Annotated in this window: 13 protein-coding genes; 7 read left to right on the top strand and 6 right to left on the bottom strand. The window is 75.4% G+C overall.

The genetic code is table 11. The features are described from left to right. Window positions 1-40: 40 nt before the first annotated feature. Window positions 41-1,174, top strand: coding sequence for an amidase family protein (locus IAG43_RS21725; RefSeq protein WP_187742371.1), 1,134 nt, complete (start codon window positions 41-43; stop codon window positions 1,172-1,174). A gap of 90 nt (window positions 1,175-1,264) precedes the next feature. On the opposite strand, the gene IAG43_RS21720 is transcribed toward IAG43_RS21725, so the two are convergent. Beyond that, entirely contained in the window at window positions 1,265-2,389 is a 1,125-nt protein-coding gene (locus tag IAG43_RS21720) for a ferritin-like domain-containing protein (protein ID WP_187742370.1), read from the bottom strand. A 189-nt stretch (window positions 2,390-2,578) separates the two neighbouring features. Here IAG43_RS21720 and IAG43_RS21715 point away from each other — a divergent pair, with 189 nt between their 5' ends. The 5 genes from IAG43_RS21715 (at window position 2,579) to IAG43_RS21695 (ending at window position 9,016) form a co-directional block, all read left to right on the top strand. Continuing rightward, window positions 2,579-3,514 (top strand): AurF N-oxygenase family protein, encoded by a 936-nt coding sequence (locus IAG43_RS21715; RefSeq protein WP_187742369.1) that lies wholly within the window; start codon window positions 2,579-2,581, stop codon window positions 3,512-3,514. 172 nt (window positions 3,515-3,686) lie between these two features. Further along, the gene (locus IAG43_RS21710) at window positions 3,687-4,415 is read left to right on the top strand and encodes a TetR/AcrR family transcriptional regulator (RefSeq protein WP_187742368.1); all 729 of its coding nucleotides are present in this window, start codon (window positions 3,687-3,689) and stop codon (window positions 4,413-4,415) included. Window positions 4,416-4,529: 114 nt separating this feature from the next. Next, window positions 4,530-4,805 carry a hypothetical protein gene (locus IAG43_RS21705; RefSeq protein WP_187742367.1) on the top strand — a complete coding sequence of 92 codons (276 nt, stop codon included), beginning with the start codon at window positions 4,530-4,532 and terminating at the stop codon, window positions 4,803-4,805. Between the two features lie 174 nt (window positions 4,806-4,979). After that, entirely contained in the window at window positions 4,980-7,982 is a 3,003-nt protein-coding gene (locus IAG43_RS21700; protein WP_187742366.1) for an outer membrane protein assembly factor BamB family protein, read from the top strand. A gap of 197 nt (window positions 7,983-8,179) precedes the next feature. Continuing rightward, on the top strand, window positions 8,180-9,016 hold the full coding sequence (locus IAG43_RS21695; RefSeq protein WP_187742365.1) for a coiled-coil domain-containing protein: 837 nt from the start codon (window positions 8,180-8,182) through the stop codon (window positions 9,014-9,016). A 209-nt stretch (window positions 9,017-9,225) separates the two neighbouring features. Here IAG43_RS21695 and IAG43_RS21690 read toward each other — a convergent pair whose 3' ends face one another. Genes IAG43_RS21690 through IAG43_RS21670 form a run of 5 tightly spaced genes read right to left on the bottom strand, consistent with a single transcriptional unit; the run spans window position 9,226 to window position 15,557 of the window. Beyond that, the gene (locus IAG43_RS21690) at window positions 9,226-10,461 is read right to left on the bottom strand and encodes a styrene monooxygenase/indole monooxygenase family protein (protein WP_187742364.1); all 1,236 of its coding nucleotides are present in this window, start codon (window positions 10,459-10,461) and stop codon (window positions 9,226-9,228) included. Between the two features lie 27 nt (window positions 10,462-10,488). Next, complete coding sequence (locus IAG43_RS21685) at window positions 10,489-11,199, bottom strand: GTP-binding protein (protein ID WP_343075677.1); 711 nt, start codon at window positions 11,197-11,199, stop codon at window positions 10,489-10,491. Further along, the gene (locus tag IAG43_RS21680; RefSeq protein ID WP_187742363.1) at window positions 11,180-11,590 is read right to left on the bottom strand and encodes a DUF742 domain-containing protein; all 411 of its coding nucleotides are present in this window, start codon (window positions 11,588-11,590) and stop codon (window positions 11,180-11,182) included. Before IAG43_RS21680 ends, IAG43_RS21685 begins: the two co-directional genes overlap by 20 nt. After that, complete coding sequence (locus IAG43_RS21675; protein WP_187742362.1) at window positions 11,587-12,072, bottom strand: roadblock/LC7 domain-containing protein; 486 nt, start codon at window positions 12,070-12,072, stop codon at window positions 11,587-11,589. The genes IAG43_RS21680 and IAG43_RS21675 overlap by 4 nt, the downstream gene beginning before the upstream one ends. Continuing rightward, entirely contained in the window at window positions 12,069-15,557 is a 3,489-nt protein-coding gene (locus IAG43_RS21670; protein WP_187742361.1) for a sensor histidine kinase, read from the bottom strand. Before IAG43_RS21670 ends, IAG43_RS21675 begins: the two co-directional genes overlap by 4 nt. Window positions 15,558-15,922: 365 nt before the next feature. Between IAG43_RS21670 and IAG43_RS21665 the strand changes: the two genes are divergently transcribed. Beyond that, on the top strand, window positions 15,923-16,714 hold the full coding sequence (locus IAG43_RS21665; protein ID WP_187742360.1) for a hypothetical protein: 792 nt from the start codon (window positions 15,923-15,925) through the stop codon (window positions 16,712-16,714). The last annotated feature ends 162 nt before the right edge of the window (window positions 16,715-16,876 follow it).

The following is a 16,876-nucleotide window of genomic DNA, read 5'->3' as shown; positions in this document are numbered from 1 at the left end:
GACCGGTGCACGCCGGAAGCCCCGCGGGGAGGATGGGCGCATGGAGTTGGCGGAGGCACTGGAGACCATCGAGCGGCTCGATCCCGAGGTGAGCGCGTTCACCGAGGTGTGGGCCCGGGAGGCGCTCGCGGCCGAGCCGGACGGCGACCTTCCGCTGGCCGGGGTGCCGTTGGCGGTGAAGGGACCGGCGGGCCTGCGGGCGTACACCGCGCGGCGGCTGACCGCGGCGGGCGCCGTCGCCGTCGGCGCCACCTCCGTGCCCGGGCCCGGCTCGCCGTGGCTGACCTGGGGGCTCGGAGCCCACGGACCGACCCGCAACCCGTGGCGTGCCGACCGGACGCCGGGAGGCTCGTCCGCCGGTGCGGCGGTGGCCGTCGCGACGGGCATGGCCCGCGTCGCGACCGGCGGCGACGGAGCGGGCTCGGTGCGCATCCCGGCCGCCTGGTGCGGGGTGTTCGGGCTGAAGACGACGAACGGGCTGCTGCCGACACCCGACCGCACGGGGCTGGCGTCCGCCGGGCTGCTGACCCGCACCGCCGCGGAGGCCCGCCCGTTTCTGCGCTGCCTGCTCGGCCCGGGCGGACCGGCACCGGCACCGGCACCGGCACCGGCACCGACCGACGGAACGGCACCCGGCGACGGACCGGCACCGGCCGGCGGACGGACACCCGCCGCTCCCCTCCCGCTGCGGGCCGTCTGGTCGCCGGACCTCGGATTCGCCGGGACCGATCCTGAGGTCCTGGCGGTGACCGTCGCCGCGGTGGCCCGGCTGCAGTCGGCCGGGGTGATCCGCCTCTCGGGCCGGGAGGCCGTCCTCGTCGACCCGAAGGACGCCTGGACCGCGGTGCGGGCCGGACGGCCGGCGGACGGGGCGGCGGTGCGCGCGGAGAACGACCGCCGGCTGGACGACGTCTTCGCCGACGCGGACGTCCTGCTGACCCCCGTGACCCCCAATCGCCCGCACGGCCACGACGGTCCGGGCGCCGGCGTCTACTCCACCTCCCTGACCTGGGCGTTCAACCTGAGTGGCCATCCGGCCGCCGCCGTCCCCGCCGGATTCACCCCGGACGGCTGCCCGGCGGGCCTCCAGATGGTCGCCCGGCGGGGCGCGGACGCCGCACTGCTGGAGGCGGCGGTGGCGGCGCAGCGGCATCTGCCCACCACGCGCCCCTGACCGCCCTCGGCGGCTCCCGCCGTGGACGCCGGCCGCCGCCCCGCCGGGCGCCGCGCACGCGCGCCCGCCCGCCCCCGGGCCGGCGTCCCGTCAGGCGGCGCCGCCGCCGGCGGTCCCGGCTCCCTCGTCGATCGCCCTGGTCACCTCGGCGACCCGTTCGCGCTCCTCGGTGGCGAAGCGTTCCCGGTCGAGCTGTTCGGCGATCTCCTCGTCCTGGGTCATCAGCAGGTCGAGGCTCGCGTCGCCCATCTCGAAGACGCCCATGTCGAGGTACGCCTTCTGGAGCCGCTCGCCCCAGAGGCCGATGTCCTTGACGCACGGAACGATCCGGCTGAACAGCAGCTTGCGGAAGAGGTGCAGGAACTCCGAGTCCTCGGTGTACTGCTCCGCCTCCTTCCTGGAGATGCCGAAGTTCTCCAGCACCTCGATGCCGCGCAGGCGGTCGCGCATCAGGTAGCAGCCCTCGATGACGAACTCCTCGCGCTCACGCAGTTCGGCATCGGTCAGCTGCTTGTAGTAGTCCCGCAGGGCCATCCGACCGAAGGCCACGTGGCGGGCTTCGTCCTGCATCACGTAGGCCAGGATCTGCTTCGGCAGCGGCTTGGTGGTGGTGTCGCGGATCATGCCGAAGGCGGCGAGCGCGAGCCCTTCGATGAGCACCTGCATCCCGAGGTACGGCATGTCCCAGCGCGAGTCCCGCAGCGTGTCCCCCAGCAGGGACTGGAGGTTGTCGTTGATCGGGTAGAGCATCCCGACCTTCTCGTGCAGGAAGCGGCTGTAGATCTCGGCGTGCCGGGCCTCGTCCATGGTCTGCGTGGCGGAGTAGAACTTGGCGTCGAGGTCGGGCACCGACTCGACGATCCGGGCCGCGCAGACCATGGCGCCCTGCTCGCCGTGGAGGAACTGGCTGAACTGCCAGGAGGTGTAGTGCCGGCGCAGGTCGGCCTTGTCCTTCGCGGACATCTTCGCCCAGTGCCGTGTGCCGTACAGCGTCAGCGCCTCGTCGGGGGTGCCGAGGGGGTCGTACGGGTCGACCTCCAGCTCCCAGTCGATCCGCCGGGCGCCGTCCCACTGCTTGTCCTTGCCCTTCTGGTAGAGGGCGAGGAGGCGTTCCCTGCCGTCCTCGTACTCCCAGGTGAAGCGTGCCGAGCCGGTGGCCGGCACCTGCCAGAGGGTGCTCTGCGGCACTGTCGTGTAGCGGTCCTGCGTCGACACGGGCGGCTCCTTCGGCTCGTGGTCCGTCGAGTGCGCTCCGTCGCGTACTCGACGCTGTGCAGGGGCAGTTCGCAGCGTCACACGCTGGTAGACACGGAGTCAACAAGTCGTGCGCGAAGGATTGACGGTTCTGCTGACAGGAGGTCTCATAACTGTCGAACCGCCCCGAGCCCAACGCGAGGTGCCCTCATGACGACCGCAGCCCATGGCGACATCCAGCTGCTCCGCGACGCACTGGGACCCCTCCGGGACCGTGAGCAGGTCGCGGCCCGGCTGCTGGAGTCCTCGGCGAAGCACTCCTTCGACCCCGACCGGGAACTCGACTGGGAAGCCCCGATCGAGGACGGCAAATGGTTCTGGCCGCCCGAGCTGGTGTCCCTCTACGACACCCCGATGTGGCGCCGCATGTCCGAGGAGCAGCGGATGGACCTGGCGCGGCACGAGGCGGCGTCGCTGGCGTCCCTCGGCATCTGGTTCGAGATCATCCTGATGCAGCTGCTGGTCCGCCACATCTACGACAAGTCGGTGACCAGCAACCACGTCCGCTACGCGCTCACCGAGATCGCCGACGAGTGCCGGCACTCGATGATGTTCGCGCGGATGATCCAGAAGGGCGGGGCCCCCGCGTACCCGGTGCCCAGGGTCTACCACAACCTGGCGCGGGTGCTGAAGACGGTCTCCACCACGCCCGGTTCGTTCGCCGCGACGCTGCTCGGCGAGGAGATCCTCGACTGGATGCAGCGGCTCACGTTCCCCGACGAGCGGGTGCAGACCCTGGTGCGCGGGGTCACCCGCATCCACGTGGTGGAGGAGGCGCGTCATGTGCGCTACGCCCGCGAGGAGTTGCGCCGCCAGATGGTCACCGCACCGCGCTGGGAGCAGGAGTTCACCCGGGTGAGCTGCGGCCATGCGGCCCGCGTCTTCAGCGTCTGCTTCGTCAACCCCCGGGTGTACGAGAACGTCGGACTCGACCGGCAGCAGGCGGTGGCCCAGGTGAAGGCCAGCGGCCACCGCCGGGAGGTCATGCAGAGCGGCGCCCGCAGGCTGACCGACTTCCTCGACGACATCGGGGTGCTGCGCGGTCCCGGCCGCAGGCTGTGGAAGAGCTCCGGGCTCCTCGCATGAGACGGGCCGGAGGCGGGGCACCCGGCGGGGACGGGGCGCGGCAGGCTCCGGGCGGTCCCGTCACGTGCGATCGCGTGCGATCTGGTCACGGGCGGTCCCGGACCGTGCGGTTCCGGGCGTACGGGGCGGAGAACGGGGAGACGCGGTGAAGACGGCGGTTAGTCTGCGGTGCATGACCAGTCCCGCTTCCGCCGGCCCCGCCTACCGACGGCTCAGTGTGGAGGAGCGCCGGGCGCAGCTGCTCGTGTCCGCGCTCGGGCTCTTCGCGCACCGGCCGCCGGAGGACGTCTCGCTCGACGACGTGGCGGAGGCGGCCGGAGTGTCCCGGCCGCTCGTCTACCGCTACTTCCCCGGCGGGAAGCAGCAGCTCTACGAGTCGGCGCTGCGGTCGGCGGCCGACGAGCTGGAGAGCTGCTTCGCCGAACCGGCGGCCGGACCGCCGACGGAGCGCGTCGCCCGCGTCCTCGACCGCTATCTGCGGTTCGTCGACGAGCACGACGCCGGGTTCAGCGCGCTGATGCGCGGCGGCAGCGTCGCGGAGACCTCGCGGACGACGGCCATCGTCGACGAGGTGCGGCGTGCCGCGGCCGAGCAGATCCTCGTCCACCTCGGAGTGGACCGCCCCGGCCACCGGCTGGGGCTGATGGTCCGCACCTGGATCGCGTCCGTCGAGGCCGCCTCGCTCATCTGGATCGACGAGGACAAGGCGCCGCCCGCCGGAGAACTGCGCGACTGGCTCGTGGACCATCTGCTCGGCATGCTCGCGGTGACCGCCGCGTCGGACGCCGAGACGGCCGGCGTCGTCGCCTGGCTGCTGCCGCAGGAGGAGCCCGGGGGACGGGTCGCGCAGCTGGCCGAGCGGCTGGGCGGCGTCCTGGGCGGCGCGGCGCATCTGCTGTGAGCCCGGCGCGCGGTACGCGGCGCGGGCGGGCCGGGCGGCGCGGGCTGCCCGCCCGCCGGAGGCCCGGCGGGCGGCTGCTGGGAGTCCGCGGCCGTCTGCTGTGACACTGTCCGGGTGAGAAGCGAGAACACCCCGTTCAGCGGCGGACCCCTCGACGGGCGCGTGCTGCCGGTGCTGACCGGCCCCACCGGTCACCCGCCCAAGTGGTACAAGGTCCCCGTCCCCCACGACGACGGCACCCCGCCGACCGTGCACGTCTACCGCCGAGTGCCCGCGGGGTACACGAGACGCCTCGGGCTGCTGCGCGGCTGGAAGTACGAGTACGCGCCCGACGGCGTGGAGCGGCGCGAGCTGCGCTGGCCCTGGTCCAAGCCGAACGGCACGCCATAGGATCAACTCGACCGTCACACACGGCGAGTGAGCCGAAGGGGCGCGGCGCTGCCGCGAGGGAGGACGCGTGCGGGTCCCGGTGCCGGGACGGGGCACGGCCGCCTGTCGGGACCGTCCTGCGCGCCTCGGAGCAGCGCCGGGCCGCCAGGCCGCGTCACCAGGGGGATGCTCGCGATGGAGCCGTTGGACCGGGACGATCCGCAGCGGATCGGGCCGTACCGGGTGCTGGCCCGGATCAGGGAGTCGGCGGGTTCCGTCCGCTACCTGGCGCTCGCCGCCGACGGCACGCCGTACGTGGTGGCACTGGTCCGGCCCGCGCTCGCCGGTGTGCCCGCGTACCGGCGCCGCTTCGGCCAGGAGACGCGCAGGACCCAGCGGCTGGCCGGAGGCTGGGTCGAGCCGGTCGAGGCGTCCACGGACGGGCCGCTGCTGTGGACGGCGAGCGCCCACCTGCCCGCGGTCACCCTGCGCGAGGCGATCGCCCTGGCGGGGCCGCTGCCCGAGCGGGCGGTGCGGGTCCTGGGCGCCGCGCTCGCCGAGACCCTGTCACGGGTCCACGCCACCGGGACCGTGCTCCAGGGGCTGTCGCCCGACACCGTGCTGCTGGCGGCGGACGGCCCGCGGCTGACCGCGCTCGGCGCACTCGGCGCGGCCGTGGTCGCGGAGCCCGGGGCGGACGGCCGGCTGACGGTGAAGCTCGGGTACCTCACCCCGGAGCAGGCCGCCGGGGCGGAGCCCGGCCCGGCGTCGGACGTCTTCGTCCTGGGCCAGCTGCTGACGTACGCGGCGACCGGCACGACCCCGCTGGCCGACGCCGAGGCCATCGCCCACGGCGAGCCCGAACTGGCCGCGGTTCCCGACGGTCTGCGCGCCGTCGTGGCCCGCTGCCTGGCGAAGCCGGCCGCGGACCGTCCCGCGGCCGGCACGGTCGCGGCGGACCTGGCGCTGGAGGGCGCGGCGGCCCTCGCCCGCGAGACCTGGCTCCCCTCCCCCGTGACCACCGCCCTCGCCGCCCAGGCGGCGGAGGTCACCCGCCTGGCGGGGACGGGCGCGGACGGGCCCGACGCGGGCACCGGCACGGCGCACCCGCACGGCACGGCCTCCCCCGGCGCGGACACGCACGGCAGGGCGGGCGCAGGCAATGCGGACGCGGGAGCTGTGGACGTGCGCAGGCCGTCCTCCCCGCACCACTCCTCCGACGCCCCGGCGACCGCGGACGCGGCGGAAGCCGGGCGGGCCGGAGACGCCGTCGGACGGGCCGAAGACGCCGGGCGGGCCGGGGACGCGATCCCTGCCGCACCGTCCCGCCCCACCCACGGCCCGGCAACCGCCGCCCCGGCGGACGCCCCCCTGCACGACACAGCCCGGCCGGCCGGCAGCCCGTCCCCGGCAGCCACCCCGGGAGAAGGCGACCCGGACCCCGTCGGCACCGGCGCCGGCACGGCAGCGGCACCCCACGGCGTCACGGCCCCGGGACCGGGCGGGGAGGACCGCGCCACGATGCTCGTCCGGCGGGCCGGGACCGGCGGGCGCCCCCCTTCGGGCAAGGACACCGCGCACCTGCTGGTGAAGGAACTCGTTCCCGCGGAGCGCCGCCCCGCGGCCCCCCTCCCGGTGCCCCGTCCCGAAGGCCCCGCGGCCGGAGCCCCCGTCCCCCTCGCCGCGCTCCCGGCCCCGGCGCCGTCCGCTCCCGCCGCCCTCCCCGCCCCCGCGGGTGCGCCCCCGGCACTGCCGCCCGGCGGTGCCGCGCAGCTCCCGTACGCCGCGGCTCCCCTGCCCCCGGCCCCCACGGGCCAGGGTCCCGCCGCCCGGCCCGCGGGCCGGGCGGGGGACGACGGGATCGGCCGGCGCGGGCTGCTGCTCGCGGCGGCGGCCGGGGTCGCCGGACTCCTCGCCGGCGGTACGGCCGTCGGCGCCCTCGCGGGCGGCGAGGAGCCGACGCCGGACGCGCCGAAACCCGGACCCACCACGAGGCCCCGCCCGATGGCGGGGTTCGCGCCCGCCCCGCAGTGGCGCTACGAGCACCCCGCGCCCCCGGAGCCGGCCGGCGGACCGCCCGCCGGCCCGCTGGGCGCGGTCGTGTGGCGGGACCGGCTCCTGCTGCTCACCGACTCCCGGGGCACGTCCGCCGTCGACCTGCGCACCGGACGGCGCGTGTGGACGCTCGACGAGGCGGCGTCCGCCACGCGGGTCGTGCCCGTCGGCACCTACTGCGTTGTCGACACGGCCGAGGAGCTGCTCTGGGTGTCGGCGGCCGACGGGAAGGTCGGCCGCCGTCTCGTGAAGAGCACCCTGGCCCGGCCCGGGGAAACGCTGGAGATCGGGCAGGTCCTCGGCTCGGACGGTCCCACGGCCTGGTTCACCGCCCATGTGCGGAGGGCGGGCGAGCGGACGGTGCGGGGGCGCAGGCAGAAGGTGACCTTCCGCGAGGCGCACGTCATCGCCTACGACCTGGCGGCCCGCGCCCAGCAGTGGCGGGCACGGGTGCCCGAGGGGGCCTCGCCCCACACCCCCTCCTACCAGCTGGTCGCGGTCCGCGGCGACGACATCCTCGTACGGCAGGACGGCGGGAGCCTGACACCCGCGCAGCGGACGGCCGCCCGGAACGGGTCCTTCCTGCACTCCCTGGAACGCGCCACGGGCAAGGTCCGGCCCGGCACCCTGCTGACGGCCGTCGGACCGGCGGCGGCAGTCACGGGTGACGCGTCGGGCCGGTTGTACGCGGCGGCGGGCGGCGAACTGCACGCCTACGCCGGCACGGACGGCCGGCGGGTGTGGCGGGTGGCGGCGGCGAACACCCGTGGCGAGCCCGGGGTGTTCGCGTACGGGACACCGCTGGTCGCGGGGCCCGTCCTGTACGCGGCCAACCGCTTCCAGCAGGTGTGTGCCGTGGACACCGCGACCGGCCGGGAGCTGTGGCGGCGCTCCACCCAGGCCCCCGCGTGGCGCGAGAACCCGGTCACGGCGCTGAGCCCGAGCGGCCGGACCGTCCTCACCGGCGACGCCGTCCAGCTGACGGCGTTCGCGGCACGCGACGGCCGGAGGCTCTGGAAGTTCCAGGAAGCGGGTGCCGACGACGCGCCCGATCAGGCCGCTCCGCGGTACGCGGCGTTCCCGGCGGGCTCGCACACCGTGGTCCGGCGCGGCAGGACCTTCTACGCCCTCCCGGTGGACTGACCGGTCCCGGTCCCGGCCCGGGGCCGGCGGCGATCGGGTCCCCGGCGGGGGCGGAGGCGCGCGGGCGGACGCGCGGAATGTGCCGGGACGGGTGACCTCGTTGCGCCGTTGCGGCCATCCGCCGTGGCACGGCGGCCCCGGCCGGTCACCCTCCGGCAGGGGCCCCGTACGCCCCTCCCGCACCCGGAGGTGATGGCGTGGCAGGAAGGCCGCTCGCCAGGATCACGACGACGGCGCTCGCCGTCGCCGCCGCCCTGGCCGTGACACCGGGATCCGCCGCCGTCCCCGTACCGCAGCCGCCGCCGCGCGGCGCCGTCGACCGGGTCCTCGGAGACCTCGGGGACGGTGTCGTCGAGGCGCTCACCGGGGGCGGTGCGGAGCTCGGTGACCCCGGACCGCCGGGAGGCGGCGCGGGAGTGGTGTCCCGGGTCCGGGAGTTGTACCGGCAGGCGGCCGAAGCGGAGCGCGGCGCCCGGGAGGCGTCCGAGGCGCTGCGGGGCCGGCGTGCCGCGACCGCGCGGCTCCAGCGCCGGCTGGACGCCGCGGAGAAGGCGCTGGAGGAGAGCCGGGCGGAGGCGGGACGGATCGCCCGGGTGCAGTACCAGGGCGGCTCGGAGCTCTCCGCGCACCTGCGGCTGCTTCTCGCGCGCGATCCCGGCGAGGCACTGGAGCAGGGCTATCTGATGGAGCGCGCCTCCGTGGCCCGGATCGCGGCGACGACCCGGCTGACGGCCGCCGAGGCACGGGCACGCACGCTCGCCGCGGCGTCGCGGGCCGGTCTGGACGAGGAGCTCGTGCTGGTGGTCCGTCAGGAGGCGTCCCGGGCGCGCGCCGTCGCCCGGCTCCGGTCGGCCGAGGCGCTCCTCGCGACGCTCTCCCCCGCGGAGGCCGCCGCCCTCGACGCGCGGGCGTCCGGGGGCCAGGAGGCCGGGGCCGGGGAGGCCGTGGGCGAGGAGGCCGTGGGGCGCGACGGCGTGCCGGTCGCCCCGCCGGACGGCTCCGGCTCGGCACCCCCACTCCCACCCGCCGGCTGACCGCCACCCCGACGAGCCCGGGCCCGCACCCGCACCCGACGGCACGGCACCGACCGCACCCCCACGAGCCCGAGTACACATGCGACCGTCCCACCGCCCCACCGCCCCACCGCCCCCGGGGCGCGGGAGGGCGGGTGGACGACAGCCGCGACGCCGTGCGGCGCCCGGCCCGATGAGGTGACGGGCCGGGCGCCGGACGGGTCAGCGGGTCAGGCTCCGGAGACCGACGCCAGGTAGGCGCCCGTCTTCTCGGGGTCGTAGAAGAAGTTCTCGAAGTCCGACGGGTCGTTGAACCCGTTGGCGAAACGGTCCGCCACCGGCTGCAGCTGACCGGCCGCGCCGATCAGGTTGAGCACGTGCTCCGGCGGCACGCCCAGCATCGCGTTCGTCCACTTGGTGACGTGCTGCGCCGTGTCCCAGTAGCGGTCGAAGGCGGACTGCATCCACTCCGCGTCGAACGGGCGGTCCCCGTGCTCGACGATCGAGGCCAGGTAGGACGCGGCGCACTTGGACGCCGAGTTGGAACCCTGGCCGGTGATCGGGTCGTTGGCGACCACCACGTCGGCGACGCCGAGCACGAGGCCGCCGCCGGGGAGCCGGCCGATCGGGTTGCGCACGGTCGGTGCGTAGCGGCCGGCGAGCGTGCCGTGGGCGTCCGTCAGCTCGACCTTGGTGGCCCGCGCGTACTCCCAGGGCGTGAAGCGCTCCATCAGCTCCAGCGTGAGGGAGAGGTGCTCGGCGGGGTCCTTGACGCCCTGGAAGGCGTCGAGCGGACCGCCGGGCACGCCTTCCCAGAAGAGGATGTCGGCGCGGCCGGAGGTGGTGAGCGTGGGCATCACGAAGAGCTCGCCGACACCCGGCACCAGGTTGCAGCGCACCGCGTCGAAGTCCGGGTGCTCCGGGCGCGGCCCGAGGCCGTGGACGTAGGCCACCGCCAGCGCGCGCTGCGGCTCGGCGTACGGGGAGCGCGAGGCGTCGCGGCCGAACATCGAGACCAGTTCGCCCTTGCCCGCGGAGACCAGGACCAGGTCGTAGGTGCGGGAGAAGTAGTCCAGGTCGGAGACGGCGGCGCCGTGGATGACCAGCTGCCCGCCGCGCTGGGCGAACGTCTCCATCCACCCGGCCATCTTGACGCGCTGGTCGACGGACTGGGCGAAGCCGTCCAGCCGCCCGACCCAGTCGACGGCGCGCGAGCTGTCGGGGGCCGCGACCGAGACGCCGAGGCCCTCGATCCTCGGGGCCTGCGACTCCCAGAAGTTGATGCCCAGGTCCCGCTCGTGCTGGAGGGCGGTGTGGAACATGCACTGCGTGGACATGACCCGGCCGGACCGGATCTCGTCGGCCGTGCGGTTGGACATCAGAGTGACCTCGTAGCCCTGCGACTGCAGGCCGAGGGCGAGCTGGAGACCGGACTGTCCGGCCCCGACGACGAGTATCTTCCGCATGGCGGGACTCCGTTGTGGTTCGGGAGGCTATTCGGGGGTTGCCTCGAGGGCGTGGGCGACGAGCGCGAGCAGCGACTCGATGACCGTGACGCGGTTGCGCGCGTCCATGATCACCACCGGTACGTGCGGGGGCACGGTCAGGGCTTCCCTGACGTCCTCGGCCTCGTAGGCGGTCGTTCCCTCGAAGTGGTTGACGGCGACGACGTACGGCAGCCCGCAGCTCTCGAAGTAGTCGAGAGCGGGGAAGCAGTCCGGCAGCCGCCGGGTGTCCGCCATCACGATCGCGCCGATCGCCCCGCGCACCAGGTCGTCCCACATGAACCAGAAGCGCTGCTGGCCGGGCGTGCCGAAGACGTAGAGCACCAGGTCGTCGTCGAGCGTGATCCGGCCGAAGTCCATCGCCACCGTGGTGGTGGTCTTGTCGGGCGTGGCCGTGAGGTCGTCCGTGTCCTCACTGGCCTGGGTCATCAGCGCCTCGGTCTGGAGCGGAGTGATCTCCGAGACCGCGCCGACGAACGTCGTCTTGCCCACGCCGAAGCCGCCCGCGACCACGATCTTCGTCGCGATGGGGGCACGGGTGGTGTCGAGCTGCCACGCCTGGACGCCCTCGTCGGACAGCGGAGGGGCGCCGGGGCCGGGCCGGGCCGGTATCGGGCCGGCGGGGTCCGGATCCGCCGTGGCAGGGGGGTCCCCCGCCGACGGGCGGGCGAAGAGCGTGTCAGAGGCGGCGGAGTCCACTCAGCACCCTTTCGAGCAGTGCGCGGTCGGGCTGGCCGGTGCCGTGACCGGTCCCGTACACGCGGATCTTTCCCTGGTCGGCCAGGTCGCTGAGCAGCACCCGGACGACACCCAGCGGCATCTTCAGCAGCGCCGAGATCTCGGCGACGGTACGCATCCGGCGGCAGAGCTCGACGATCGCCCGCAGTTCGGGCATCACGCGCGAGGCGAGGTTGCCGTTCGGCAGCTCGCGGCGCTCCGGCGGGGCTTCGAGCGCGGCGACGAACGTCTCCACGAGCAGGACGTGGCCGAAGCGGGTCCGGCCGCCGGTCAGCGAGTACGGGCGGACCCGGGCGGGCCGTCGCTCCTGGCCGCGCACGGGGAGCTTGGAGGAGGAAGCGGCGGCGGTCATCGGGTGCTCTCCATCGATTTGCGCAGTTCGCTGCGGACTTCGGGGGTGAGTACGTGTCCGGCACGGCCCACGAAGAGGGCCATGTGGTAGGCGACGACGCTCATGTCGCAGTCGGGGGTGGCGTGGACGCCGAGCAGGGAGCCGTCGCTGATGGACATGACGAGGACGCTGCTCTCCTCCATGGCGATCATGGTCTGCTTCACCCCGCCGCCGTCCATCAGCCCGGCGGCGCCGATGGTCAGGCTGCCGATGCCGGAGACGATGGTGGCCAGGTCGGCGCTGGACCCGCGGGGGCCCTCCGGGCGGACGGCGGTGGGGGCCGGTCCGCGCTCGGGTTCGGGGTCGGAGGAGAGCAGCAGCAGTCCGTCGGACGACACGACGGCGACCGAGCGGACTCCAGGCACCTCCTCCACGAGATTGCCCAACAACCACTGCAGATTGCGGGCCTCGCTGCTCAGCCCGAATGTGCCGGTCGCAGTCAACTGCGTGCCTCCTCGACTGTGTCCCCCGCTCCTGGTTCCGCTGCCCCGGCCGTGTCCGTCGCGTCCGGGTGCCGCGTGTGGTGATGCCGCGTGTCCTCGTGCTGTGTGTCCCCGCGGTGCGCGGTTCCGTCCGGCCGGCCGGGGTGGGGGGCGGTCGTGGTCCCGGCTTCCGGTGCGCTCCGCGGGTTCTGCGTGCTCGGCGTGTTCTGCCCGGCCTGCGTGTTCTGGATGGCCTGGGCGGCCTGCGTGTTCTGGGTGGCCTGGCTGATCTCGGCCTCGGCGTCGCGGCGGCCGTCCTTGGCCCCCTGCTGGAAGCCACCGAGCCTGCGCCGCAGGGCGTCGGCGTCGACGGCCCCGGTGCGCCCTGCGGGCGCTGCGGCGGGGGCGACGTTCCTGGGGGTCCGCTTGGGCAGGCCCTTGTCGGTGACCCGGTCCCACGCGGGTGACCCCGGTCCGTCCGGCGCGGGCGCGTGGTCCCCGGGCTCGTGCCCGGCGACCGGCGCCCCGGCCCCGGTCCCGTCCGGCGCGGGGGCGACGGCCGGCGTCCGGACGGTGTCCGCCCCGGACGCGGGGGGCGGGACGGAGCCCTCGGCCGGTCCCGGAACGGCGCTCTCCGCCGGGTTCGCGCGGCCGTGCGGGACCCCGTCCCCCGTGTGCGGGGCGACGGCGTCCTCGGCGGCGGGAGCGGGCTGCCGGGGCAGCCGCATGGTGAACGTCTCCTGGTCGATCCCGTCCGTCACCGACTCGCCGTCGGCGCTCCGCTCGTGGGCCTCCTCGGCTTCGGCGGCGCGCACCGCGCGCTCGGCCGCGGCGACGAAGGGGTCGTCGAAGTCCGGGGCGGGGGCGGGAGCACCGGTGTCGGCACCGCTCGCCGGGAGACCGGCGTGCGGAAGACCGCCGGCACCGATTCCACCGGGCTCACCGGGTCCACCCGGGCCGCCGGGCTCACCGTGACCGGAGTCCTGAAGCCCCGGTTCCGGCAGCCCCGCGTCCTGGCGGCCCTCGTCCGCACGCACCGCGTCCGCACGCACCGCGTCCTGACGGCCCGCGTCCGCAGCACCCGGTTCCGCAGCACCCGGTTCGGCGTCCTGGAACGGCACGGCCCCCGGCCCGCCCGTCCCTTCGGGAGCCGCTCCGGCGGCGGGCGTCCCCGCCGGGGCCGCCTGCTCGGCGGGCGTCCGGGCAGGGGTCGCGGCCTCCGCTGCGTCCGGCCGGGGCGCCGGCCCGCGCCGGGCGCTCGGGGGCAGGGCGTTGGAGTTGGCCTCGGCGACGGAACCCGGCAGCTGGACGGCGGGGGCCTGGCCCGGCACCCCCACCGGCTGGGCGGCGGTCGCGGGAAGCCCCTCGGGCAGCAGAGCGGCCGGCACGACGACGACGGCGGTGATGCCGCCCTGCTTGTGCTCGCGCAGCTGGACGCGCACGCCGTGGCGCGCGGCCAGCAGACCCGCCACACGCAGACCGAGACCCTCGGCATCGCGGGCTCCGGGCGTCTCGTACGCGGAGGGCTCGGCCAGCCGGGCGTTGACCTCGCCGAGGCGTGCGGGCGTCATCCCGATGCCGGTGTCCTGCACGGAGAGCATGATCTCCCCGTTCTCCAGGAGCCAGCCGGACATCTCGACCTGCGCGTCCGGCGGGGAGAACGCGGTGGCGTTCTCCAGGAGTTCGGCGACCAGGTGGCTGAGGTCGTCGGCGGCGAAGCCCGCGATCTGGGCGTGCGGCGGAAGGGACTGGATGACGACCCGGTCGTACCGTTCGATCTCGCTGACGGCGGCGCGCAGCACGTCGACCAGCGGCACCGGCCCGATGTGGCCCTGTCCGTGCTCGGCCCCGGCGAGGACCAGCAGGTTCTCGCTGTGCCGCCGCATGACGGTGGCCATGTGGTCGAGCTTGAAGAGGGTGGACAGGCGCTCCGGGTCCTGCTCGCGCTCCTCCAGCTTCTCGATGACGCCGAGCTGGCGCTCGACGAGCCCGAGGGTCCGCAGCGAGAGGTTGACGAAGGTGTGGTGGACCGTGTGGCGCAGCCGCTCCAGCTCGGCGGTCATCCCGGCCGTCCGCTCGCCGAGCTCGGCGCGGGCCGCGGCGAGTTCGGCGACGGCGGCCTCGCGGGAGCCGATGAGGTCGCCGCGGTCGCCGTCCAGGCGCTCGACGCGTCCGGCGAGGTCGCGGAGCTGGCCGTGCAGGGCGTTGAGCGAGCGCACGACCTGGGCGAACTCGTCGTTGCGCCCGGTGAAGCGGACCGGGTCCCCGGCGCCCTGCGCGTCGGCCAGCCGGGCGGCGCCGAGGCGCAGCACCGCGAGCGGGCGGGTCAGGGTGCGGGAGACCGCGGCGAGCACGCCGATGGTGATCACCAGCAGGCCGCCGAGGAGCGCGATGCGTATCTCCAGGGCCGTGACGTCGTCGTCCCGGAGCTGCTCGAAGGCGGCGAGGCGGTCCGCGGCGAGCGCCGTCTCGGCTCCGCGCATCTGCTCGATGCGGGCGGTGAGCGCCGCCTCCAGCTCGGCACGGTCGGTGGCGCGTTCGCCGCCGGTGAGCCGGGGCTGGTCGGTGAGGCGCGCGAGGAACGCCTCGGCGGCCTTCACCTCCGAGCCGGTGACGGTGGCGGCCAGCTTGTCGCGGGCGTCCTTGGCGGCGGACTGGTCGAAGTCGGCGAGCGCGCCGAGTTCGCGCACCCGGGCCTGCTGGGCGGCGGCGGTCAGCGCGTCGCGGGTGCGGGCGTTCTCTCCGGTGTCCTCGCCCGGGGTCTCCTCGGGCAGGCCGGTGACCGGGTCGTAGCCGATCACGGGGTCCGGCTGCGGCACGGACAGGGCCGCGAGCAGCAGGCCGCGCACCGCGGACGCCTGTTCCACGGCGTGTCCGAGGTCGGAGGGGGCGCGGGTCCCGTCGGCGGCCCGGGGCGGGGTCCGGTCGGAGAGCTCGGAGGCGAGTGCGTGGAGCCGGTCGATCACGTCCGTGTAGGTGCGGTGCACCTCGACGGGGGTGCTCTTGCCCTCGAGCGCGGTCCGGCGCAGGGACGGCACGGTGGCGAGGCTGCGGCCCAGTTCGGCGTGGTCGCCGGTGGTCTCCTCGCGGATCTCGTCGATCTGCCGGTCGACGCGGGCGCTGAGGCCGTCCGTCAGGGTGCGGCGCTCCTCCTTGTCGCCCTGCTGGTTCTCGCCGCCCGCGGCGATCCAGGCGACGACCTCGTCCCGCTCGTCGGAGAGCGAGTGGGCCAGGGTGACGGCCTGGCGGTCGAGGGCCGCGAGGGTCACGAGCTCCTGGGAGGAGGTCAGGTCGGCCGACACGGCCAGGACGCCGGGGACACCCGCGCCGACCACGGCGAGACCCGCGAGCGCGACACCGGCCACCAGCCTGGTGCGCACCCTGACCGGGTGTCCTTTGGGGGTCGTGTCGTCCTTCGGGGGCAGGGGGGCCGCCGTCGCCGGGGCGGGCGTGCCGCCCGCGTTCTCCGTGGGCCTGCCCTTGCCCCGAGGCCGCTTCTTCTGCACCGGTGCTCGCAATCTTGCTTGACTCGTCCACCCATGAAGCAGAGATGACGACCGGTCACACGCGAGAGCCCCACCCCTGGTACGGCACCCGACCATTCCAGTGCCTTCGGGAGGGAGGCGCGCATCGGCCGCTCCGCCACCCGAACGAGTGAACAACATGCCGGAGTTGGCGAACAACTCGCGCACCCGGTCCCGCGCGGCCCGCGCGGCGCGCGGGTTGGACCTCGGGCCCGGCCTTTGGCAGGATGCGCGCCCGCAGGTGCGCCCGCCGCGCGATCGGGCCGGAGCCACCCCCCTGACCTGCTGGTACGGGCCGATCCGCGCTTCGTGCAGGAGCGGTGAAGGTGTCATGCAGACTGGCGTCCATGCGCATCGACCTCGCCACCGACCCCGGACGCCGGGAACACCCCAACGAGGATTGGGTGTCGGCGTCCCTGCCCGCGTCGGGCCAGGGCGGAACGCTGGTACTGCTGGACGGCGTCACTCCGCCGCGGGACGACGCCGGGTGTGTGCACGGCGTCCCCTGGTTCACCGCCCGGCTGGGCGGGGCACTGACCGAACTGTCCGCATCTCGGCGCGATCTGGCGCTTCGGGACGTACTCGCGGCGGCGATCCGGCGCACCGCCGACGCACACCGCGACACGTGTGACCTTTCTCACGTCCGCACTCCTCAGGCAACCGTCGTCCTGGCCCGCTGGGACAGGCCGGAGGGGGAGCTGGAGTTCCTCGTGCTCTCCGACTCCGTGCTGCTCCTGGAGGCCCCCGCCGGGGAGGTCGCCGCGGTGCTCGACGACCGGCTGGACCGGCTGCCGCGCGAGGCGCTGCGCACCCACGCGTCGGCGGACGCCCTGCGCAACGCGGAGGGCGGCTTCTGGACGGCGGCGGCGGACCCCGCCGTGGCGGCGCGCGCGGTGACCGGGAGCGTCCCCCGCGCCCGGGTGCGGTCGGTGGCGGCCCTGACGGACGGCGCGTCCCGCTGGGTGGACCTCTTCGGCGAGGGCGACTGGCGTGCGTGCGTGGAGGTGCTGCGCACGGAGGGTGCGCGGTCGCTGATCGACCGCGTGCGCGCGCTGGAGCGGGCGGGCGAGGAGCAGGGCGCGGGAGTCCGGCGCCACAAGCTCCACGACGACGCGTCGGCGGTGTTCGCCGAGCTCTGACCGTCGCGCCGCGCACGAGGCCGAGGCGCCGGCCCGTGGGACGCCGGGCTCGCTCGCACGCCCGCCCCGCGCCACGCGCCGTCCGCGCAGGGCACGGCGGCGGCCGGGCGAGCCCCGCGTCGGGACCGCACCCCCGCGCGAGGCGCCGAACCGCCCTCGCCC

It is taken from the genome of Streptomyces genisteinicus (assembly GCF_014489615.1).
GTDB classification, from domain to species: Bacteria; Actinomycetota; Actinomycetes; order Streptomycetales; family Streptomycetaceae; genus Streptomyces; species Streptomyces genisteinicus.
The sequence above is the reverse complement of the archived record's forward strand: the minus strand, read 5'-3'. Positions and strand labels throughout refer to the sequence as shown.